The sequence below is a fragment of the Helicobacter bilis genome (genome assembly GCF_001999985.1).
GTDB lineage: Bacteria > Campylobacterota > Campylobacteria > Campylobacterales > Helicobacteraceae > Helicobacter_A > Helicobacter_A rappini.
Genome location: NZ_CP019645.1, coordinates 856,883 through 878,054 on the forward strand (window position 1 = coordinate 856,883; position 21,172 = coordinate 878,054).

A 21,172-nucleotide genomic window follows, 5' to 3' on the forward strand; every position below is an offset into this window, starting at 1 on the left:
TCGCCTTTCTGGTTAGCCCTATGCAATAGGCATTGTGAGCAACGCTTCAGGATGGGAACATAGCAGAGCACTTGCAATGTTTGTGTGCCATTGGTCCCTGGCTGGAAGGGTTCTTTTTACCCCGTATTCAAACTCCTAGTTAAGACTTTAAATTGAAACTTTATATTAAAATTCTCGGATTCTAACTTATGGCAATTTATAATAATATAATTCAGGGCGTAGATAAAAGCTTTAGTGTCTATAACGCCACTTATAAGCAAAGCTATCATTCAAAAAGTCTTGGGGCTTATAGTGAAACGCTATTAAAGCATATTTATCCTGCTTTATTCTTTCAGCAACATGGTAGTTTTTGTGATGAAAACACAAGAAAATCCTTTTTAACACAAGTGGATTCCATACAAAAATACTATAAAATCAACACAGATTTAACTCCACTGCAACACATTCTAAAAACCCTTACAGAATCTATACAAACACAGAATCTCACTCGCCCATTACGCATACTAGATATTTGCTTTGGACTTGGTTATAATGCCATGCTTAGTTTAAAATACTTTCAAACATGCGAGATTTACTCACCAGAAAAAGACTATTTCTTACAAGAACTTTATAATTTTCCATATCATAATATCGCACAAAGCAAAACAATCTTACATACACTTCACACGCATTCACTCTATCAAAATAACACACAAACACTTTATTATTTGCATGGCGATGCCCTTAAGATTCTATCAAGCTTTAGTGCTGGCTTTTTTGATATTGTATTTCAAGACGCTTTTAGTCAAGCCCATAATAAAGAGCTATGGGATGCAAAATATTTTCAAACACTCTATAACATTACAAAAACCCCATGTATTATCACAACTTATGCAAAGGCAAAAGTCGTGCTTGAAGCAGCACAAAAAGCAGGATTTCAAACACTAAAATATGTATGGGGTAGCGTGTTTTATAAATAGATTCTAAAGGATATGTATGAAAAGTTTGATATTATTTTTATGTGTAATGTTAAGCAGTCTAAACGCACAAGAATTAATGAGACAAGAGTTAAGCACAAAACAAGCACAAGAGATAATTAAAGAGTTTGAGCCATTTTTTAAGGAAGCTATGGCACAGAAATTAGAATCTTTTAAGTTAAAAAAAGATTCTATAACAGGGCTTTCATATATTGATTTTTGTGAATATCCACCAGATAGAAGCCTTGTCTTTGGGGCATTGGAGAATGGACGATTTAAGGGGGAAAAGATTAATGACCTGCCATTTACATGCGATGAGAGTAGTGGGGTTAGAAAATATTTTATCCACAATAAAGATATAGAGCAAAGCCTTATTGCCTTAAAAAAGTTAAAATTTTTAGACTTTATTGCTAAAAATTTGCCACTAAAAAATGAGATTATACAAAGCGATAAAGGCAATATAACAACACTTTGGCAAAAAGATAACACAAAAAATAAAGACTTTAAGCGACTATGGATTCTATATAGAAATGAAACATTAGGACAATCATGCACGATTATTTTTACACAAAAAGGTGCATATACAGAAGTAATACTGCAATATCTAAATTATCAATAATTTAAGATTTTGGCTAAATGATACGCATGGTGTGATTTTGCTATTGCTTGGGATTTTGGAAACTTGGAAACATAGTATTTTTGCATGTATAAGCAAGAGACCACCCATGCAAGATGAAGTCAAAACACCCCCGCTAGATTCTAAAACATTATTATTTTTTATGTGTATATGTTGCTTAGATTATTCTTTGAGAATCTAAATTCAGCATAAGTGTAAGGATAAAGTCTTTGGCAGAATATAACTCTATCGTAGTGGGGACATAGCATAAATATACTTGTTTTTAGAAAGATTTTAATCTATAATTCTAGCATGGAGTATAGATATGAAGTATGATTCGGATTCTTTTTTTATGCGTATTGCACTAGATTATGCGTGGAGTTTTCAGACATTGACACTGCCAAATCCTTGTGTTGGGTCGCTTGTGCTTTGTGATAATACAATAATTGCACTACAAGCACACAAAAAGGCTGGATCGCCGCATGCTGAAGTGCTTGCATGCAAAGAAGCATTTTTGTATAAAATTACACATGATGAAGTAGCTAAAAGAGCAGTTTTAGAATCTTGTAAAAAGCAGGGATTAAATAAAGATAATACTTTATCGTATCTTATAAATACATTACAAAATATGCAAAATTCTAAACATATACATGAATTTATCACAGCTTATCATAGTGGTATATTTCATAATTGCGAATTTTTTGTAACACTGGAGCCATGCAATCATTATGGCAAAACACCACCTTGTGCAGAACTCTTAAAGACAATAGCGCCAAAACGAATTATTATCGCTCATGAAGATAGCACACCAAAAGCAAGTGGCGGGGCTAACACATTGGCACATATTCCCATTACACATGGAATCTTAAGAGATGAAGCACATAAACTTCTTTTTCCTTTTTTGCAATGGCAAAAAAAGCGAAATTTTACTCTATTTAAGATCGCACATAGACTGCATGGCGATTATAAAAATGGCATTATTAGCAATGAAGATTCTAGAATCTTTACGCATAATATGCGTTGCATCGCTGATTATATTATCATATCTGGGGCTACTTTGAGAGAGGATAATCCGCTGCTTGATACGCGTTTTTCGCTGCCATTTTATCAACAAGATTCTATAAATCCAAAGATTTTAATCTTAAGTAAAACTATGCAAGAAAAGGATCTCAAAAACTATAATATAGCCCATAGAAATGTATCTATTATTCGATCTGCTAGGGAGATTCCAAGTAGTGGGTTTAAGATTATTGAGGGGGGATTTGCATTTCTTAATTCATTGTTGCAAGATATAGAGACAGAGAATGCCATGCCAATTGATTGCATTATGGGTTATATTGCCCCCGCCTTTAATCTAGATGAAGATATAGTGCATAAAGCTATGATAGAGTCTAATAGAAATGAAAACAAGATTCAATACACACTAGCACATACAACTACACTGACAGATTTTTGGTTGCAAAAGGCAAATAAAACAATAAGGGGTAATGAAACTATAGCAAACATATTGTATTACCTATTCGCTACATAGATAATACAAAGATTATATGCAAGACCTTTGCAATAGCTACATGCCAAGCATACTAATGACTTTATCTAAAAATCCATATTTTGCTGCGATGCTAAAGAGTGTAGCAAATAAATACACAAGAATAATGGTGATCTTTGCTCCCCAATTAGTCAGTATAGGCGGACATACCCATTTTGCTTCATGGTCGCCATTTTTACGCGCATTCTGTAAAATAAGAATAGGGAAAAAGCTAAGGATTAAAGCTCCCACGACACCGGGCCAATAGAGTGCTTGATCTATAGAATCAATGAGTTGCAATAGTACGATAGCTAAAGGTGGAACAGCTACAAATAGCAAGATAACAAAGCGTAAAGTGAGATTATTGTCTGCATCTTTATTAATCTGGTCAGCAATGTTTGTAATAAACATGCCACCAAGCCCCCAATATGAAGTAAGAATGGCAAATAATCCAAAAAGATTAGCAATTAAAAAGGTCCATTCACCAATCGCACGACCCCAAGAGGTTGTAACAACAGGTGAGATATTTTCTAGCCCCTCTAATACAATAGCAGAAAGTGGAACAAGAGAAAGAAGAGCAAAAGTGATAAAATTGCCAAGCACAATAGCTTTTGGAAGCATTTCTGGTTGATGAGAAAAACCTCTTGCCATTTCTGGCACTATATATTGTGAAGAATATACAAATACCACCGTGTTAAAGATAGGTAAAATAGCGACTAAATCCCAGTGCATTTCAAGTGCATTTGAAAAATTGAGATTTTCTTTGAAAAAAGTTGCTATAACAAGTGCTACAAGGATACCAAACATTATACCAATAATTTGCTTTTCCCCTCTTCCTATTGCTTTTAATCCAAGCCATAGCACACCTGAAGCTGGGATAAAAAATAAAATGCTACCCCATTTCTCTGGGATATCAAATATTTCTTTTATGATTTTACCTGCTGCGGCTTCATAGGCGATTAATGCCCCAATAGCAGTAACTGCCACAGAGATAAACATAAGATATTTTGCTACCGGTCCTATATAGCGGACAGAAAGTCCTGTAAGTTGTAAATGTGCTTTTGTCCGCAATGTAGCTTCAGCTATATAAAGCATAGTAATAGTTGAGAGAATACCGCCAACAATAAGCCAAAATAAAAGTGGAAAAAATCCCGCACCCTTTGCGGTATTGGCTATACTCAAGATTCCAATACCTATATTTGTCCCAACAAGCATTGCCACACCTTCAAGGAAAGTGAGCTTTTTTGTCTTTGGGTGCCCCTTGAGTTCGGCGATAAATTCCTGTTTAGCGTCTTTTAATTTCAATATATGCTCCTCTAATTTTCTTAAATTTTGACTACAAACGAGCGTAGCGGTAAGTTTGTGTTTTGCACTAGGATTTAATGCAATGATAATAGCGGTTGCTAGATACATATCAAACATTAATTCTAACTAATGTAAGAACATACTGCCTACATTAGTTACTCTGGATAAGAACTTACAATAGATTGTACTCTATGCAAGTATATAAAAGAATAGCGTCTAATTACCCAAATTTACACACATATATTTAATTTCAAGGTAATCGTCTATACCATATTTTGAGCCTTCTCTACCCAAACCACTTTGTTTTACGCCGCCAAATGGTGCTACTTCAGTTGAGATAATACCCGTATTAATACCAACGATACCATATTCTAACGCTTCGCCGACACGCCATTGCCTTGCGGCATTATTTGTGTAAAGATATGCTGCTAAACCAAATTCAGTATTATTCGCCATAGATACGACTTCTTCTTCTGTGTCAAATTTAAAGAGTGGAGCTAATGGACCAAAAGTCTCTTCTCTTGCTACTGCCATCTCTTTTGTAACACCGGTTAGAATCGTAGGCTCAAAAAAGCTTAATCCTTTAGAATGCGGCTTACCACCACTTAGCACTTTCGCACCTTTGCTTGTCGCATCAGCAATATGTTCTTCTACTTTTGCAACGGCTTTTGTGTCAATAAGCGGACCTTGCGTTGTGCCAGATTCTAAACCATTGCCAACTTGTAGTTTTTCCACTTCTTGTTTTAGGGCTTGTGCTACCTTATCATAGATTCCACTTTGCACATAGATTCTATTCGCACAAACGCAAGTTTGTCCGCTATTGCGGAATTTTGATGCAAGCATACCTTTAACAGCTTCATCAACATTTGCATCATCAAATACTATAAATGGTGCATTGCCGCCTAATTCTAATGAAAGCTTTTTAATGGTATTTGCACTTTGAGCCATAAGTGTTCTGCCCACTTCTGTTGAACCTGTGAAAGTGATTTTTCTCACAATATCAGATTCACAAAGCACTTTGCTAATCATGCTTGCCTTACCTGTTACAACTTGTAATAAATCTTTTGGAATCCCAGCTTTATACGCAAGCACTAAAAGCGCATACGCACTTAAAGGCGTTTGCGTAGCAGGTTTTACAATCATGGAGCAGCCACTAGCTAAAGCTGGTGCTACCTTTCTTGTAATCATAGCGGAAGGGAAATTCCACGGAGTGATAGCCCCACAAACACCAATAGGCTGCTTTAATACAAGTAACTTTTGATTTTGCTGTGCAGATTGTAAAATATCGCCATCAATGCGTCTGCACTCTTCAGCAAACCAGCGGATAAAGTTAGCCGCATACACGATTTCACCACTTGCTTCAGCTAAAGGCTTACCCATCTCTTGTGTGAGAATCTCTGCCAATGCTTGTTTATGCTCTAGCATTAAGTCATACCATTTTAAAAGGATATTTGCTCTCTCCACTGCTAAAAGGGCTGCCCATTTTTTCTGTGCGACTTGCGATTTTGTGACAATATCTTTTAATTCCTGCTCTTTTATATCATACACAAATGCTAGGTCTTCGCCTGTTGCGGGGTTATTAACCGCTATGAATCCATCTTTTTTGCTTTGTGAAACAAACTCATGTCCCAAAAGCGCCAAATGTTGTGCGTTTAAACTCATTTTACCGCCTCCGCAATAACTTCTTTAAGAATGTTTAATGCCTTGTCAAACTGCTCTTGCGGAATAGTAAGCGGATAAAGGAAGCGAATAACATTTCCATAGCTACCACAAGTAAGCAGTAATAAGCCCTTAGGCATAGCAAGTGTTTGCACTTTTTTAGCAATATCACTGCTTGGCTCATTGTTTTTGAAAAATTCAACTGCTACCATAGAGCCTATTTGACGCACTTCAGCGATTTCTTTATGTCCTAAACCTTGCAAGAAAGTCTTTAGTTGCTCTCCAAGTTTATTTGATCTCTCAAGAAGTTTTTCTTCTTTTATGATATTTAATACTTCAAGTCCAGCCTCAGTTGCAAGAGGGCTACCAGCATAAGTTCCGCCCATACCACCAGCACTTACAGAATCCATAACTTCAGCTTTACCTACGATACCAGAGATAGGGAATCCACCGCCAAGACTTTTTGCCATACAAATAATATCGGGTGAAACACTATGATATTCCATCGCAAACATTTTGCCTGTCCTACCAAAGCCTGTTTGCACTTCATCAGCGATTAATACAATGCCATATTTATCCGCAAACGCACGCAAACCTTCAACAAACTCTTTAGGTGCAGGATTAAACCCACCTTCACCTTGCACTGGCTCAAAAATGATAGCTGCAACATCATAAGGCGATATAGAGCTTTTGCAAATATGATCAAGGCTTTTTAGCGCATCTTCTACACTGATATTATGGAGTTTATTTGGATAGAGACCATGATAGATTCCAACCATACCGATACCAAGTTCTGCTTTATAAGGCACAACTTTACCTGTCATACCTACTGCTGCTGCAGTCCTACCATGAAAGCTACCGCCAAAAGCGATAATACCATATCGCTTTGTCTTTGCTTTTGCCACTTTAATGGCATTTTCAGTCGCCTCCCCACCTGTGGTAAAAAAGCAAGTTTTTTTCTTGCCGCTAATTGGTGCCAACTCATTAATTTTTTCTGCTAACGCGATATAACTTTCATAAGGTGTTACCTGATATGCCGTATGTGTAAAACGATCGAGCTGTTTTTTTACAGCTTCAATTATGCGTGGATGTCGATGTCCAACATTAAGCACCGCGATACCAGCAGCAAAGTCGATATACTCTTTACCATTTGTATCCCAAAGTGTCGCATTTTCAGCTTTTTCTACAAACCAGTCGCATAATACGCTAATGCCCTTTGGTGTTGCATCCTCTCTGCGTTTCATTAGATCACTCATAGAATCCATCCTTATATCAAAATCATAAATTCATCTTGACTTGCAAAATGTTTGGCTAGAATGTAACACAACAAAAAGGAAAAAATATAAAAAATATATAATGTTTTGCGCTTTAATTGCCTTATGATTACTTTTTTACACATTTTTGAGTTTCTTAATAGAATCTGGTTTTGCTAAATAAACTTTGGGAAATATAATGAAATTTTTAAAACACAGAAAATAAAAGGCTTATTTGTGATGATAGACATGCGATTGCATAAGTGTTTGATAGGCAGATTTTATAAAAATTATCTTGATTTTATAAAATTTGATGACAACAAATTATATGTTACTTAAATACATACAAATAAAATATTATTGTATATTTAAGTAACATGATTAAAAGTATCTTAGGGAAATTATTATACACTAAAAGATGCAAAAATCTCTGAGTATTCAAATTATATTTACATGATTAAATAAAGTTTTTGATTCTATGCTTAATGTCATTACAAGACTTACATTGCAAGTCGTGGCAATCTATGTTGTTTTATGTATTGTGTTCTATGTTTTTTATCCAAGATACATTTTAGGGTTTAGATTCTAAATGAAGAAACTTATCCATGCAAATACACACGGATAAGTTTATAACATATTGGGGGGGGGGGGGGTAATCGCGTTAAATGATAACACCCAAACTTATAAAACAAGTTATAAGTTAAAAGTCAATAAAAGTCTTAAATAAAAGCTTAAGCTCCAACAGACTTCCACTCAAGTGGAAACACAAGACATACATCTTTAGAGATATTATCAGAATCTCTTAATGCTGGGAAGTCTTCACTCGCTCGACTGAAAGTCTTTGTAACTTCTTGTTGCACTATCTCATCACTCAAGTCGCCTGTTTTTTGTAAAATTTCAATACTGCTAAGTTCTACTTCCTTGCCGCTTAGACATACCTTTGCTAACGCTTTTGCACCATAGCCATTTATAACCCATTCTTGTGGATAACGCATCGCATTTTTCATAATGTAGTGATACAAAGCATAGTTTTGCACACTCTCATTTTCCTTTGCGTGTCGCTCCATGCTATAAGGGAATTTATCCCATTTTTTTTCACCAATCTTTTTTGCCGCGTTATCAGCAAGCATTGCTAAAACAATATCCATGTGTTACCTCCTTTCAACTGCTTAAATATCCCTACTGCTTCAAGCTTAAAAGTGTGTTTAGAATCTGATCTGATGTCGTAATAGCTTTTGAGTTTGCTTGGAAACCTCTTTGCACGACAATTAATTGTGTCAAAGCTCTACTTAAATCCACATTACTCATCTCAAGCTTAGACCCACTCACGCCGCCTCTTCGTCCTGTGTTTGCTGCACCTATGATTGGCTCACCGCTATTGCCTGTTTCAGAAAATATATTGTTTCCTTCTGCTTGCAAACCTGCACTATTTGCAAAGTTTGCTAAACCTACTTGTGCTAATGCTAGAGTTTTACCATTACTAAATGCACCAAGCAAAGCACCATTTGCATCAAATCGCACATCCATCAAGTCCCCAGCGTTATAGCCATTTTGTGCTATGTTATAAGTTTCTGAACGCTTATCTACGCTTGTTAAGCCATCAAAAGTTTGATTTTTACCAAAGTTTAGCTCAATTCTTTGTGGAGATTCAGCACCATTTTTTGGATCAAATTGCAACATAGGTGGATTCATACCTGCTAAGCTACCATCATTGTTAAATGACACTCTACCGCCCTCAAACATATTTGGATTATCCGCACTGCCACCTATAAATTGTGCTGGTTCTGGCACAATCGCTCTAAATGTCCATTCTTTACCACCACTTTTTATAAACTCAAATCGTATAGTATGCTTTGTGCCTAAAGTATCAAATAAATCAACACTTGTAGCATGTCTTGCATGTGTGAATTTACCACTTGCTACACTTGAGCCACCCTCAATAAGTGAAGCGGTATTTAACGCACGCATTGCATCACGCAATAATATATTGCTTGATACTTGCCCTGAGCTATATGCACTTGCCATAATCTGCAAGTTATCTGTTACACCATCATCATTATCTTTGTTTGAAATCTCAAACATACCAAAGCGATTAAGCGTAACGCTTACGCTTGCTGTGCTATCTTTATATTCTTTACCCGGGCTTTTTATCATATTTGCATCATATTGCATTAATGCGCGTAAATCTTCTGTTGTTTTAAACTGCCCTGTTGTAGAATCTGGGTCATTTGACTTTGTATAGCGATAGCGGAATGCTGTGATGTCTTTATCACCTTCTACAAAGTTTGCAAATGCCCCTGTCCCACTTTTTGTAACGATGATATTTTTTGTATTCTCATCGCCATCCATTTCATTGCGGTTTTCAAGTCGCAATTGTCCATTATCTACATACGCTTCAATACCTGTTTTATCACGCACTGCATTAATCGCTGACACTGCTGCTGCAAGTGTGCTTGTGCCAGATAATCCAGAATCATTTGTAAAGCTTACTTTTTGTCCGTTAAGATACAATACGCTTGGCTCTTTTGTGGTAACTACATTATTCACAAGGCGTGAAGTCTTATAACTCATCCAAAAGCCTTGATTTTCATTTAACGCAAAAGAGTCACCATCAGCATTAAATAACGCACCAAAATCTTCTGCCATTTGAGTAAGATTCCCTTTAGAATCATACTTTGGACTAATGCCATCAGCGGCAGTATAAGTTGTAGAATCTAGAGCAGAGACATTTACCACATCATCTACATGTCTTCCTGCACTAAGGTTTGCTCTAAGCGTTACCTTACTTGTAGGGCGTGCAGGCATAACCATACCGGGATCAATTTGAATGCTTTCAAGTGGTCCTGTATTATCTACCTTGAAAAATTCATTATCAGTCATTGTAGAGCCAGAGCCTTGATCGATTGGCGGTCTATTCCAACCTTGCACTACATAACCACCATTTGTTACGAGATTCCCTTTTGCATCAAACAAAAACTCACCATCTCTAGTATAGTTTTTTGTCTCACCCCTATCTCTACTAATGATGAAAAAGCCATCTCCCTCAATAGCTAAATCAGTCTTTACATCTGTATTTTGTGTGTTACCTTGTGAGAAAACCTTTGTTGTCGCATTGATACCAACACCCATACCAACTGAAAAGTCGTTTTGCCCTCCAAGTCCATTTTTATAGGGCGAAGTAGCAATTTGTTTTACTTGAGAAAGCATATCTACAAAAGATGCACGAGAGTATTTAAAGCCAACGGTATTAACATTGGCAATATTGTTGCTCTCTACATCTAATGCAACTTGGTGAGCTTGAAGCCCACTCACACCTGACCATAATGAGCGTAGCATAGAAATCCTTTACAATAATTGAAATTTTGATATGTAAAGCAAATAGAGTTCCAAAAATATAGACACTTTTGGTTATATGTGCGAACTGTGTTGCATATCGCTTGCGTTTTGGCTATAATTCACACACAAATATTACGATAGGAAACAGTATGGGTTTTAAAGATTCTAGGGGCCTTAAGATACTTAAACGCGAGGGAATATATAGGTCGTGCATATATGTTTTGAGAAAATCAAAGTTATTGCCAGCACTTAACAAATTATTTGTCCCCTGCTTATTATATGTGTATCCAAAAATAGCATTGAGCGCTAAACAATATCCAACTTTTATTATTTTGAAAAATAGATTTATTAACAATTATAAAGAAATGATTATTGCTAATCCTATATTTTTCGCAAAGTATCTTAAGAAACATATAGAGTGGTTAGAATCTGATACATTTAAGAAAGAATATATAGATACAATCACGCAAAAATATAATATAAAGTTTGATAGCATGCATGATTTTATCAATTTCACCCCCCCCCCCCCCACAAATAGTCAAACTACACAAAACAATCAATCTTTAATAAATTCCATCCAATATCCGCCACTCATAAATCCAAGGCATATTAACTACGACACTACATATAGCGGTTTGGCATGGGCGCTGAATTTACCTTTGCCAAACAATTATAGGTTTGTGCGGGTTGCTTCGCATGGTGTTGGTGTAAATTCAACAACTAGAATGTTTGAAGCTTTGGGTGTTGTTGAGATTCTTACGGAAGACTTTCATCAAAAGCTTGGCGTGGAATCTTATAAAATCTATTTTGAGGAGTTGCAATACAATAAGTATGATTACAACTTCCTTACCATAATCGAATACGACATTAATCGATGTGTAGATCCTGATGGTTATCATAAATTTCTCCATCTAATTCAGGCAAATGTGCCAGTCTTGTGTCAAATGCGTGATCCAATTGGATTAATAAGACATATGCTAAATAGAAATTTTGTGTTTAAACAACATGAAAAAATTAATCTTACTAGCGATTATCACGAAATAACAAAATATCTCAATCGAGATGATTTTACAATTAATGATATATCAAATCGTTTTTTATTTGGTTATGGCAGAATATTTCCTCAAAACGCCCTAGTATCTTTAATCAAGCATTCCTATGTCCGCTATATAGATATGAAAGAAATTAGTACTGACACAGCATTTGAAACCTTTAAAAAACTCTCAAAAGAGTTTGGTTTCAAAAAACCAACAAAAGAATGCAAAAAGCCTTTTACCACCAATGTTTTTACGGGTAATCTTTTGATGATATTGCCCATTTATCTCTATGTTGATGCTGAAGATATAGATAACATATATACAAAACACAATGAAGCAAACAATGAGAATGCAACAATAAATGAAAATGCGTATTTAATCACCATAGATTTTCCAAAAAACACCGATGAGATTGACATAAGCCCACAAGTTTGTAGCGGAATTAATCACACCTTTAGCATTTATATAAAAAAAGATAAGTATGAATCGCTTTGTGCTGACAAAAAATTACATGAAGCAGTTTTTGCATATTTAACCGAATTAATAAGCGAGATTGATTTTGAGGTAAAAAGGGCAGATAAAAACCTTGTAAGAGAAAAAGATATACTAGAATATTTACGACACAACAAGGAAGAAAGACAAAAGCTAAAAGCCATACTAGACCCAAACTTAACGCATATTAAGAAGCATAGACCAGACATTGTAAATAACTGGGAATATTATATGGAATTTGAAGAAATGTGCAAACAAGACAACGTGGTTGCTAAGTAAATCTCAAGCAATTGCCAAGGTCGTATCACGCCTTATCTAAATCTGAACAGCCATTTTGGCCAAAAATTACCAGATTTTAATCATTCTTCTTCTACATCCACCTTAGCACAAGAGTCTTTTACGCCAAGTTTGCAAGCCATTTGGTAATAGTCTTGTGCGTCTATGTCATTTTGTAATGCCGAGTAGAGAGTAGCCATCATTTCACATGCTTTCGCATCTTTTTTGAAGCATAGATTCCGCAATGGTTCGCGGTATTTTGAGAGAAAATTCTGCACCGCAACTTCTGGGCTATAACAAGTCCAGCAAATATTATCATACGCATTTTGCATTGTAGCAGGCACACAAAAAGCCGACTTTACCATAAGAAACGCACTCACAAAAAATACAAAACCTACATGTTTCATAACCGCTCCTATTAAAAGATTTTGTAGATTCTAGCAAGTTTTACATGATTTGGTGTCGTGTTTGTGTGAATTTTGCATAAAATCATCATGCCATCGCTTCATAAGTAAAAAGCACATAATAATCACAACGCCAAGAAATACACCAAAAAGATATACAAGTGGATAGAATGCCCTAAACCACACCAGCACAACACAACACACAATCATGCCGATGAATACAAAGATTCTAGGGAGTGAAAAGCTGAGTTCAAAACCCAAACTCGCCTTTGATAAATCAAGGAGTTTTAATCTCTCTTTGCTTTTTTCTTTTTTGCTTTGCTTTGTGTTGGGATTAGATTCTGTATTTTCTGTTGTTTTGGGTGAGTTTGTGCTGTTTTGAATGTTTGGGGAGAGTGAAGAATTTGTGTCTATGGAATCTTTACTTTGTTTGGATTCTGTGTTAGATATTTCGCTTCGCTCAATATGACAAGATTCCAAATTCTCATTATGTTGCATCGCTTCGTTTTGTGTTTGCATAGATTCTGTAGTTTTTAAGTTATGCTTAGAATCTTGTGAGATAACTTTTTGTGTAATATCTTGCATTTCATCATCATATTTGCTTGCGTATTTGAGTAGTTTTTCTTCTGTGTCGGCTTCTTGTATCTTTTGTGTAATCTTTGTGCGAATGGACCGAAATGTTACTATCATGAGTAATACATAAGACAGACAACCGCAAATAAGTGAGAATATCCACTCACTACGCATAATACACACACTTACAATACCAAGCATAACGCTACTAAAAAGCAGAATAATGACTATCTTTTGTCGCAAAGATAATGCGTTCAAAATATATGATGATAATGACATATAAATCCTTGCAAACTTATCCGCACACTTTCAAAATAGCTTTTAGAATCCGCATTACACATAGGAATACAAAGATTAGAATCTAGTCCCCATAGTAAATTCAAAAAAGCTAGGATAGTTTGTAAGATAGCCACCACTTGCACGAATGTCATTTGCTGTGCCATAGCTAAAGATTTTGCTAGGTCCTATACCCATAGGGTCTGTTGGTCCATACCATAGCATAGGGATTACTATTACAATGGGTCCCATAGGCGATACCCATTCGACTGCAACACCTGCTGCACCCCTTGCTAATATACTTGAGTTACCATAAATTGTGCCGTATTGCTTAAAGTTTGCCGCACCATTTGCACCATGATAGGTTAAGATCCCATAATCTGCATATAAGGCTACACGCATTTTTGCACTAGGGATTAAGCCATAGCTAAGCTCTACTGAATTTGTAAAGATTCCATCACCACCAACGCGTAAACCATCGCTATCTAGCGGTGTAATAGAATAGCTTGAATATCCCCTGATTGTGCCTACACCACCCATATAGAAAGTATCATTAAGCGGTAAAAAGTGATTTGGACTATAGCGGAAGAGATAGCCCCCTTGTGCCTTATATCGTGCGATTAAATCGATTTTAGTCCATTTACTAATATCAAAATAGAATCCAGTCTTAGCATACAGCTTTGTATAATACACATCACCACCAATACCTGCGATATTTAAAGAAAGCGTTGTAGAGTTACCATTCTTAGGAAAATAGTAGTCATCTGTATTATCAAATACAAGGCTTGGGGTAATAGAGCTTTTAATAGGTGCATTATCCCAACCAGAATAGCTTCTATCCCATAAGCCTTGTGTGCGGTATTTTAGAAATTCATGAGTTGTATTATTGCTACAAGAGCTAGGGTTAGTGGTGCAATCTTGTGTTGCACCATTGTTTTGCTTTCCGTCCCAATTTGGATTATTAATTGTGTAATCAATATTTCCAGAATCATAATATTTTTGATACTGCGGTTGGGCTTGTCCTGTGTAGAGATTGTAGAATCCAAAGGTATCTGTTTTATTAATATCATAGCCTACATTAAGCCTTAAAGTAGGAAGTAATAATCGTCCAACAGTGAAGCCACCACCTACACTTTGCTGTGTATAAACATAGTTAAGATAGCGACTATAATAAAGATTCATAGACAAACTCCATTTAGAATCTAAGATTCTAGGGTTTGTAAGGCTTAGATTAAAGGCTTGTTGTGTAGCGGTAAAAAAGCTAGTCCTGCTTGTATTATAAAAAGAGAAATCGCCCCCAAAGCTTACATTTGCATATAAACTTGCCCCAAAGCCACTACCAAAGAGATTGCGCTCATTTACACTCGCATTGACCATAAGTCCATAAAAGCTACCATAGCCGATACCAAAGGTAAGCTCCCCTGTCCTACCCTCTGTAACATTTACGACTAAATCCATAGAATCTTCGCTAATACGCCTTTCATCAATGCGGACATTTTCAAAATAGCCAATACGCTTTAATGCAATCTCACTGCTTTGAATCTTACCTAGAGAGTAAATATCACCCGGTGCAATGAGAATCTCTCGGCGTATGATTCTATCCCCTGTTCGTGTGTTGCCTGTGATTAAGACATCATTAATACGCACTTTTTTACCAAAGTCAATGTGAAATACAACCTCCACTTCTTGCTTTTCTGCATTCTTTTTTAAGTCTGGATTCACTGCGACATAAGCATAACCCAAATCTGCTACTTTTAGCTTTATGCGTTGTGAATCATCTCTTACATTTTGTATATTAAAGACTTCGCCAATCTTAGCGCTTAAATCTTTTTTTAGCTCTTCTTCTGTGATTTCATCTTTATGCTCACTATCAATTACAAAAGAGATTCCACTGACTTTATACTGCTCTCCCTCGCTTACATTGTAGTAAAGCTGTGCTTTGTGATTTGTCATATTGACTGAAAGAAGTGGATTTGACACCTGTGCGTCTAAAAAACCATTACGCATATAAGAATCTTGTATCCTTAAAGAATCTAGCTCAATCTCACCTAGCATAAGCTTACCAGCATTAAGCCCGGGTAGCCAACCCATAAAGTCTCTTTGCTTATTCGCACTAAGAGATTCTAGCTTTCTTTTTGGTAGCTTTGTCGCACCTTCATAATAGCTTTTTTCAATGATGATTGTATCCCCGCGATTAACATTTAAGGTAATTGCTACTGCTCTGCCCTCACTAAGCTCTACTACGCTAGGCTCAATCACACTGCCATAATAGCCCTTATATTCTAGCATTTGCTTGAGTGTTTCAAGGGCTTTATCAAGCTTTATATCATCATAGGTATCGCCCTTTTTGATTCCAATCTGTCCATAAATTGTTTCTTTTTCACTCTGTGTGCCATAGCCTTTTAACTCAATACTTGCAATGGCTGGTTTCTCTTTCACAAAAAACTGCAAGACTCCATTATCAAAAGTCGCATAAATATCATTAAAGTAGCCTTGCTTATAAAGGGCTAGGATAGCGGTATCCACCTTGCCATAATCAAGCTTTTCGCCTGATTTTATATTGATTATATCTTTTGCTAGAGATTCTGACATATAAGTTATATTATTCACTTTTACAGATTGTATAACTTCTGCAAAAGATAGACTAAACATACAAAAAATAAGTAATAAAAGACGCATAATGCTCCCAAATTTTCAAAAAAGATTCAATAACTTACAAAAAAGCTAAAATTATAGCGGATTAAAAACAATATTAAAGCCTACTTTTGTAGAGTCGCAATGAATTTAGCACAACACATAATGAACTCAAACTCATAAATGCCGCCGCAAATAATGGAATCACAAAGCCAAAGAATGCAAGCGGAATGGCTAAGACATTATAAACTAAACTCATGAGTAGGTTGCCTTTTATAATACGCAGTGTTTTATGTGCGATTTTAAAGGCTTTTGAAAGGCTTTTTAAACTATCATCAAGGATAATCACATCACTATATTGCAGGGCAATCTCACTGCCACTCCCCATAGCAATGCCAACTTGTGCGTATTTTAATGCAAGTGAGTCATTTAATCCATCGCCAATCATAACGACATTATGCCCTTTTGCTATTAAATCTCTCACAAACTCTGCCTTTTGCAAAGGTGTTTTTGAATGTTTATAGTCTTTGATATGCAGGGTTTGTGCTACTTTTTTCACAACACTTTCTCTATCGCCACTAAGAATGCTTACTTTCTTTTTATAGCTATGAAGAAGCAAGATGAGATCTTTTGCTCCATCTTTTATAGAATCTTTTAAGCCAAATCTATACGCAAGAGTGTAGCTTTTTTCATTCTCTAATTTATAGGCAATGAAGCATTCTGTTATATCATCGTCTGTGTCCGTCTTGTTTGAATCTAATAGACTAACTCCCATTTTTTCCATATATGCCCTACTACCACCTATAATATGTGTATTGTTATAATAGGATTCAAATCCACTACCTGCAATAAGTGAAAAGTCTGTAAAATTATATGTATTTGCTGAATCTTTTAATGAATCTAATTCTGCATTATCTTTATATAAAGATTGTAATATAGCTTTTGCGATTGTGTGGTTGTTGTGTTTGAGTAAAGCATATAGAAATCCTTTTTCTTTCTGCTTTACCTGCGTTGTCTCTTTACTAAAGAAACTGCGGCTTTGTTTTGTTTTGGTGCTTTTTGTAGATTCTATATCTTTTATGGAAGCTTTGTTTATAAACTCTAAGCTTTGTTTAGATTCTATATTTTCTATATGAGATATTTTGCTACGCTCAATATGACAAGAGTGAGAATCTAGGTTTTGATTTATCTCGCTTTGTTTAATATGATAATCTTTAGAATCTAAAGCACAACCCCCAAGTAATTCCCTAAAATCATTATATTGAGTCATACTCACTACACTCATATTTCCTTGTGTGAGTGTGCCTGTCTTATCAAAGATTATAGAATCTGCTTTTGCTAGAGATTCTAGAAAGTCAGCCTTTGTATAGATAATGTGATTTTTAAAGCCTACATTTAAGCCCACTACACTAGCAATAGGCGTAGCAAGAGCTAACGCACAAGGACAAGCAATCACAATCACAGATACCGCAATAAGCAGGGCATACTCAAAGCCACTCTGTGTGAAAAAATAGTAGTAGCAAAAGCTAAGTAAAGCGATACTTAAAACAATGCGGCTAAACTTCCCAGCGATTTTAAAAGCAGTCGTTGCAATTTGTGGCGTGCTAAACTCACTCTCTTTTAAAAGCCTTGCTAACTTACTCATGCTAGAATCTTCAAAGCTTTTTTGTGCCTTGTAGATAAGCGGCTTATCAAGGGCAATTGCCCCTGCCATAATCTCTTCATTCACTTCTTTTGTGATAGCTACACTCTCACCGCTAATATTAGCATAATCTAAATGTGCGTTTGGACTAAGCAAGATTCCATCAACACAAAGCATTTCTCCAGCTAACACAAGCAATGTATCCCCAGCCTTTATATCATATACTGATACGATTTCGCCATTCTCTTTTCTTGCCTCAAGCGGTAGTATCGCATTTAATTTACAGAGATTATCATTTGCTCTTTTTTGACTTAAAGATTCTAAAAACTTCGCACTTAGCACAAATAAAATAATCATGCAAACAGATTCAAAATAAGTATGCCCACTCCCGCTAAGCCACGCATAAATCGAGTAGCAATACACAAGGGTCGTGCCTGTTATTACAAGCATTTCCATGCCTATTACGCCATTTTTTAGCCCCTTATATGCTTGTTTATAAAAATCACTCGCACAAAAGAAAAGCACAGGTGTAGCAAGGATAAAACTCGCAAGATTTAAAATATTACTTGATATAGAATCTATCCCAGAGAAAAAGCCACTATACTGCCCTACATTTACCCACATAACATTCATTGCACAAAATATTGCTACGGCTAGTTTAATGTAGTATTCCCTATTTCTCACATTATCATTTTGCTCCCTATCTTGCGGGTCATAAACGATAGCCTTATAGCCTATCTTTGCAACCTCATCATAGATTTGCTGAAAGCTTGTCTCATTTGGATCAAAAAGTATTTTTGCCTTATGTGCAGTGTAGTTTATCTTTAGTTCTTTTATACCTTGCATTTTTGCTAAAATCTGCTCATTTAGCCATACGCATGCCGCACATACAACGCCCTCTATTATGAAATGCACTTCCTTTAAGCCATTAGAATCTTTTAGATATTTTTGTGTGAAATTTATGGAGTTAAAGTTTGTAGCCACTTTAGAATCTTGTAGCTTTTTTGTTTGCAGGGTATTATCGCCTAACTTTGTATAAAAAGATTCTAAATTACATGATTTTAAAAGCGAATAGGCAAGCTCACAGCCATTACAGCAAAAATATAAAGTCTTTTTAGATTCTGTATCTTTTACTTCTTTTAATGCGTCTTTATTATATACTTGCTTACAATGAGAGCATGGAATCTGCATATTCTGCCTTTATCTTTAATAAATGAATTTTACAATAAAAATTTTAGTATTGTTTTACTTGCTTATTGCCTTGTGTGTTTATTGATTTTGCTTGATTGCTTTTTACTATCATAGTATGTTTGGTTTAGATTTTGGAAAGAAGAATTTAATTTTGGGAAAATATTTATAAAAATTCATAGTTTTGTGATAGAATAGCGAAAATTTTTTTCATTTATAAGGAATACAATGGCAACAGTAATTAGATTAACACGAATGGGTCGTAAGAAAAAACCATTTTATAGAATAGTAGTTACAGATTCAAGAAAAAGACGAGATGGTGGTTGGATTGAATCTATTGGTTTTTATAACCCTGTGGCTAATCCAGCAGTTGTAAAGCTAGATAGAGAGCGACTAGAATATTGGAAAAGTGTCGGTGCAAAAATGAGTGAAAGAGTTGCGATTTTAAGCAAATAATTATATGGCAGTAAGTAGTATGCAAAAGTTTTCTGTGCAAGACTTCTTAGAAAAATATGTTAAGAAAATTGTAAAATATCCAGATGATGTGGCAATTACCACGAGTGCAGGGAAACATTCTGACTATATGATTTGCATTCAAGTTGCAAACGAAGATATAGGTAAGATAATAGGCAAAGATGGCAAAATGGTAAGTGCTTTGAAGAATGTCGTTTCTGCATGTAAGGCAAAGGATAATGTCTCATACGAGCTTGTAGTCGTAGCTCATGATAGCACAAATCCATGTGGTAATGCAAAGTCGCAATAACTTTGGATTCTAATGCCCCTTAATCATGCAAAATACATAGAATCTTTACCGCACTTCACACCATCAAATATGGTTGTTGTCGGCAAGTTTGGTAGAAGTGTGGGATTGAAAGGCGGTATTCGTGCTACGATATTAACAGATTTTCCCGAGATTTTAGCAAGTGATAATGTATTTTATATAGAATATGTGGATAAACTCTCAACTATTCTCTCTAACAATAAGCTGAATTCTAACAACACAAACAACACGCAGAATAAGGCTGGTTTAATAGCTACAAAACATAACCCCACACAAGAGAACACAAGGGCATATTTGCCCCTAATACTCAAAACTTTTCATTCCACAAAAAAGCTTGTAGAATTTAAAGAAATCATAAGACGCGAAGAAGCAGAACTTTTATGCAATATGCTTTTTTATAGCACACTTGATGATACAAGAGAGCTATGCACGCTAGAAAAAGATGAGTTTTTCTACTTTGATATTATCGGCATGTGCGTAGTAGAAGATGGCATAAATCTTGGCATTGTGAAAGATATACAAGAGATAGCAAATACACATTATCTCGTGCTTGATAAGCATTTTTTGATACCTTATATTGACCGCTATGTGCTTTCAGTTGATTTAGAAAATAGACAAATAATCACAAAAGACGCACGCTTTTTACGCATGGATTAATTATTAATATATGAAAAAGGATTAAGGCATATTTCTTGTAGATAGTTAAGTGCCTTTTCAATGTTAATGTAGTTGTTTTCAATCCCTTTTAAATCTTTGTCTGTTAAGACTTTATTATTAAAGCATTTGCCGCTTATAAGTTTGTTATTTTGTGCGTTTATTGCGGCAAGCAGCTTTTTATCTTCTGTGTAGAGTTTCATATCCCCATCTATGTTATGGTTTTTATATGGTATTTCTCCTTCTAGATTCCCATTCTCATAATACCGCTTTTCTATGCCTTCTTTTTTGCCATTTTTATATGGTGTTTCTCTCCAAAGATTCACGCTTGAATCATATTCTTTTTCTACACAACCGCTTATTTTATCCGCTTCGGTTTTGCATTCTTTTAGTGTATCTGCATGTAAGATAGAAAATGATAAAAATCCTATAAACACATTTTTTAGTAACATAACCGCCCTTTTAAATTGAGATAAAGATTCTGTATTTTACAAAAACTATTTTAGATTAAAGCCTAAAAGATTCTAAGGTTAGAATCTAGCAAGTGTTAAGATGGTTTTAA

General features: G+C 35.5%; 17 protein-coding genes and 1 other RNA gene. 8 read left to right on the forward strand and 10 right to left on the reverse strand.

Annotation, left to right across the window (positions count from 1 at the left end; all coding sequences use genetic code 11):
* Positions 1 to 9: 9 nt before the first annotated feature.
* The 4 genes from ffs to ribD all read left to right on the forward strand — a co-directional run bounded on the left by ffs (position 10) and on the right by ribD (position 3,103).
* Positions 10 to 107: signal recognition particle sRNA small type (ffs, locus tag XJ32_RS04055), an RNA gene on the forward strand.
* A gap of 81 nt (positions 108 to 188) precedes the next feature.
* The gene (locus tag XJ32_RS04060; RefSeq protein WP_077388442.1) at positions 189 to 959 is read left to right on the forward strand and encodes an MnmC family methyltransferase; all 771 of its coding nucleotides are present in this window, start codon (positions 189 to 191) and stop codon (positions 957 to 959) included.
* Positions 960 to 975: 16 nt separating this feature from the next.
* The gene (locus XJ32_RS04065) at positions 976 to 1,575 is read left to right on the forward strand and encodes a hypothetical protein (RefSeq protein WP_077388443.1); all 600 of its coding nucleotides are present in this window, start codon (positions 976 to 978) and stop codon (positions 1,573 to 1,575) included.
* 322 nt (positions 1,576 to 1,897) lie between these two features.
* Positions 1,898 to 3,103: a bifunctional diaminohydroxyphosphoribosylaminopyrimidine deaminase/5-amino-6-(5-phosphoribosylamino)uracil reductase RibD gene (ribD, locus tag XJ32_RS04070; RefSeq protein WP_077388444.1), complete on the forward strand. Its 1,206-nt coding sequence runs from the start codon at positions 1,898 to 1,900 to the stop codon at positions 3,101 to 3,103.
* Between the two features lie 36 nt (positions 3,104 to 3,139).
* Here the strand turns inward: ribD and XJ32_RS04075 are convergent, their stop codons facing one another.
* The 5 genes from XJ32_RS04075 to flgE all read right to left on the reverse strand — a co-directional run bounded on the left by XJ32_RS04075 (position 3,140) and on the right by flgE (position 10,653).
* Positions 3,140 to 4,513 carry an aromatic amino acid transport family protein gene (locus XJ32_RS04075; RefSeq protein WP_254422478.1) on the reverse strand — a complete coding sequence of 458 codons (1,374 nt, stop codon included), beginning with the start codon at positions 4,511 to 4,513 and terminating at the stop codon, positions 3,140 to 3,142.
* 108 nt (positions 4,514 to 4,621) lie between these two features.
* On the reverse strand, positions 4,622 to 6,067 hold the full coding sequence (locus tag XJ32_RS04080) for an NAD-dependent succinate-semialdehyde dehydrogenase (protein WP_077388445.1): 1,446 nt from the start codon (positions 6,065 to 6,067) through the stop codon (positions 4,622 to 4,624).
* The gene (gene gabT / locus XJ32_RS04085) at positions 6,064 to 7,320 is read right to left on the reverse strand and encodes a 4-aminobutyrate--2-oxoglutarate transaminase (protein ID WP_077388446.1); all 1,257 of its coding nucleotides are present in this window, start codon (positions 7,318 to 7,320) and stop codon (positions 6,064 to 6,066) included. The genes XJ32_RS04080 and gabT overlap by 4 nt, the downstream gene beginning before the upstream one ends.
* 728 nt (positions 7,321 to 8,048) lie before the next feature.
* Positions 8,049 to 8,465, reverse strand: a complete 417-nt coding sequence (locus tag XJ32_RS04090) for a hypothetical protein (protein ID WP_077388447.1) — start codon at positions 8,463 to 8,465, stop codon at positions 8,049 to 8,051.
* A gap of 31 nt (positions 8,466 to 8,496) precedes the next feature.
* On the reverse strand, positions 8,497 to 10,653 hold the full coding sequence (gene flgE, locus XJ32_RS04095; RefSeq protein WP_004084551.1) for a flagellar hook protein FlgE: 2,157 nt from the start codon (positions 10,651 to 10,653) through the stop codon (positions 8,497 to 8,499).
* Positions 10,654 to 11,018: 365 nt separating this feature from the next.
* Here flgE and XJ32_RS04100 point away from each other — a divergent pair, with 365 nt between their 5' ends.
* Entirely contained in the window at positions 11,019 to 12,461 is a 1,443-nt protein-coding gene (locus XJ32_RS04100; RefSeq protein WP_167619986.1) for a DUF2972 domain-containing protein, read from the forward strand.
* 80 nt (positions 12,462 to 12,541) lie between these two features.
* Here XJ32_RS04100 and XJ32_RS04105 read toward each other — a convergent pair whose 3' ends face one another.
* From XJ32_RS04105 to XJ32_RS04120, 4 genes are all read right to left on the reverse strand, one after another.
* The gene (locus XJ32_RS04105) at positions 12,542 to 12,865 is read right to left on the reverse strand and encodes a hypothetical protein (protein ID WP_077388449.1); all 324 of its coding nucleotides are present in this window, start codon (positions 12,863 to 12,865) and stop codon (positions 12,542 to 12,544) included.
* A gap of 30 nt (positions 12,866 to 12,895) precedes the next feature.
* Complete coding sequence (locus XJ32_RS04110; protein WP_077388450.1) at positions 12,896 to 13,714, reverse strand: hypothetical protein; 819 nt, start codon at positions 13,712 to 13,714, stop codon at positions 12,896 to 12,898.
* Positions 13,715 to 13,789: 75 nt separating this feature from the next.
* Complete coding sequence (gene bamA, locus XJ32_RS04115) at positions 13,790 to 16,390, reverse strand: outer membrane protein assembly factor BamA (protein WP_077388451.1); 2,601 nt, start codon at positions 16,388 to 16,390, stop codon at positions 13,790 to 13,792.
* Positions 16,391 to 16,463: 73 nt separating this feature from the next.
* Complete coding sequence (locus XJ32_RS04120; protein ID WP_077388452.1) at positions 16,464 to 19,178, reverse strand: heavy metal translocating P-type ATPase; 2,715 nt, start codon at positions 19,176 to 19,178, stop codon at positions 16,464 to 16,466.
* Between the two features lie 225 nt (positions 19,179 to 19,403).
* Here XJ32_RS04120 and rpsP point away from each other — a divergent pair, with 225 nt between their 5' ends.
* Genes rpsP through rimM form a run of 3 tightly spaced genes read left to right on the forward strand, consistent with a single transcriptional unit; the run spans position 19,404 to position 20,613 of the window.
* On the forward strand, positions 19,404 to 19,631 hold the full coding sequence (gene rpsP, locus XJ32_RS04125; RefSeq protein WP_004084322.1) for a 30S ribosomal protein S16: 228 nt from the start codon (positions 19,404 to 19,406) through the stop codon (positions 19,629 to 19,631).
* Between the two features lie 4 nt (positions 19,632 to 19,635).
* Positions 19,636 to 19,938: a KH domain-containing protein gene (locus XJ32_RS04130; RefSeq protein WP_004084323.1), complete on the forward strand. Its 303-nt coding sequence runs from the start codon at positions 19,636 to 19,638 to the stop codon at positions 19,936 to 19,938.
* A 12-nt stretch (positions 19,939 to 19,950) separates the two neighbouring features.
* Positions 19,951 to 20,613: a ribosome maturation factor RimM gene (rimM, locus tag XJ32_RS04135; protein WP_077388453.1), complete on the forward strand. Its 663-nt coding sequence runs from the start codon at positions 19,951 to 19,953 to the stop codon at positions 20,611 to 20,613.
* Here rimM and XJ32_RS04140 read toward each other — a convergent pair.
* A complete protein-coding gene (locus tag XJ32_RS04140) occupies positions 20,610 to 21,062 on the reverse strand; it encodes a toxin-antitoxin system YwqK family antitoxin (protein WP_077388454.1) in 453 nt (150 codons plus the stop codon). The genes rimM and XJ32_RS04140 overlap by 4 nt on opposite strands.
* Between the last annotated feature and the right edge of the window lie 110 nt (positions 21,063 to 21,172).

What these genes read in the sequence shown, in the direction of transcription:
- XJ32_RS04060 (WP_077388442.1), top strand. Translation starts at nt 189, where the DNA reads ATGGCAATTTATAATAATATAATTCAGGGCGTAGATAAAAGCTTTAGT.
- XJ32_RS04065 (WP_077388443.1), top strand. Translation starts at nt 976, where the DNA reads ATGAAAAGTTTGATATTATTTTTATGTGTAATGTTAAGCAGTCTAAAC.
- ribD (WP_077388444.1), top strand. Translation starts at nt 1,898, where the DNA reads ATGAAGTATGATTCGGATTCTTTTTTTATGCGTATTGCACTAGATTAT.
- XJ32_RS04075 (WP_254422478.1), bottom strand. Translation starts at nt 4,513, where the DNA reads ATGTATCTAGCAACCGCTATTATCATTGCATTAAATCCTAGTGCAAAA.
- XJ32_RS04080 (WP_077388445.1), bottom strand. Translation starts at nt 6,067, where the DNA reads ATGAGTTTAAACGCACAACATTTGGCGCTTTTGGGACATGAGTTTGTT.
- gabT (WP_077388446.1), bottom strand. Translation starts at nt 7,320, where the DNA reads ATGAGTGATCTAATGAAACGCAGAGAGGATGCAACACCAAAGGGCATT.
- XJ32_RS04090 (WP_077388447.1), bottom strand. Translation starts at nt 8,465, where the DNA reads ATGGATATTGTTTTAGCAATGCTTGCTGATAACGCGGCAAAAAAGATT.
- flgE (WP_004084551.1), bottom strand. Translation starts at nt 10,653, where the DNA reads ATGCTACGCTCATTATGGTCAGGTGTGAGTGGGCTTCAAGCTCACCAA.
- XJ32_RS04100 (WP_167619986.1), top strand. Translation starts at nt 11,019, where the DNA reads ATGATTATTGCTAATCCTATATTTTTCGCAAAGTATCTTAAGAAACAT.
- XJ32_RS04105 (WP_077388449.1), bottom strand. Translation starts at nt 12,865, where the DNA reads ATGAAACATGTAGGTTTTGTATTTTTTGTGAGTGCGTTTCTTATGGTA.
- XJ32_RS04110 (WP_077388450.1), bottom strand. Translation starts at nt 13,714, where the DNA reads ATGTCATTATCATCATATATTTTGAACGCATTATCTTTGCGACAAAAG.
- bamA (WP_077388451.1), bottom strand. Translation starts at nt 16,390, where the DNA reads ATGCGTCTTTTATTACTTATTTTTTGTATGTTTAGTCTATCTTTTGCA.
- XJ32_RS04120 (WP_077388452.1), bottom strand. Translation starts at nt 19,178, where the DNA reads ATGCAGATTCCATGCTCTCATTGTAAGCAAGTATATAATAAAGACGCA.
- rpsP (WP_004084322.1), top strand. Translation starts at nt 19,404, where the DNA reads ATGGCAACAGTAATTAGATTAACACGAATGGGTCGTAAGAAAAAACCA.
- XJ32_RS04130 (WP_004084323.1), top strand. Translation starts at nt 19,636, where the DNA reads ATGGCAGTAAGTAGTATGCAAAAGTTTTCTGTGCAAGACTTCTTAGAA.
- rimM (WP_077388453.1), top strand. Translation starts at nt 19,951, where the DNA reads ATGCCCCTTAATCATGCAAAATACATAGAATCTTTACCGCACTTCACA.
- XJ32_RS04140 (WP_077388454.1), bottom strand. Translation starts at nt 21,062, where the DNA reads ATGTTACTAAAAAATGTGTTTATAGGATTTTTATCATTTTCTATCTTA.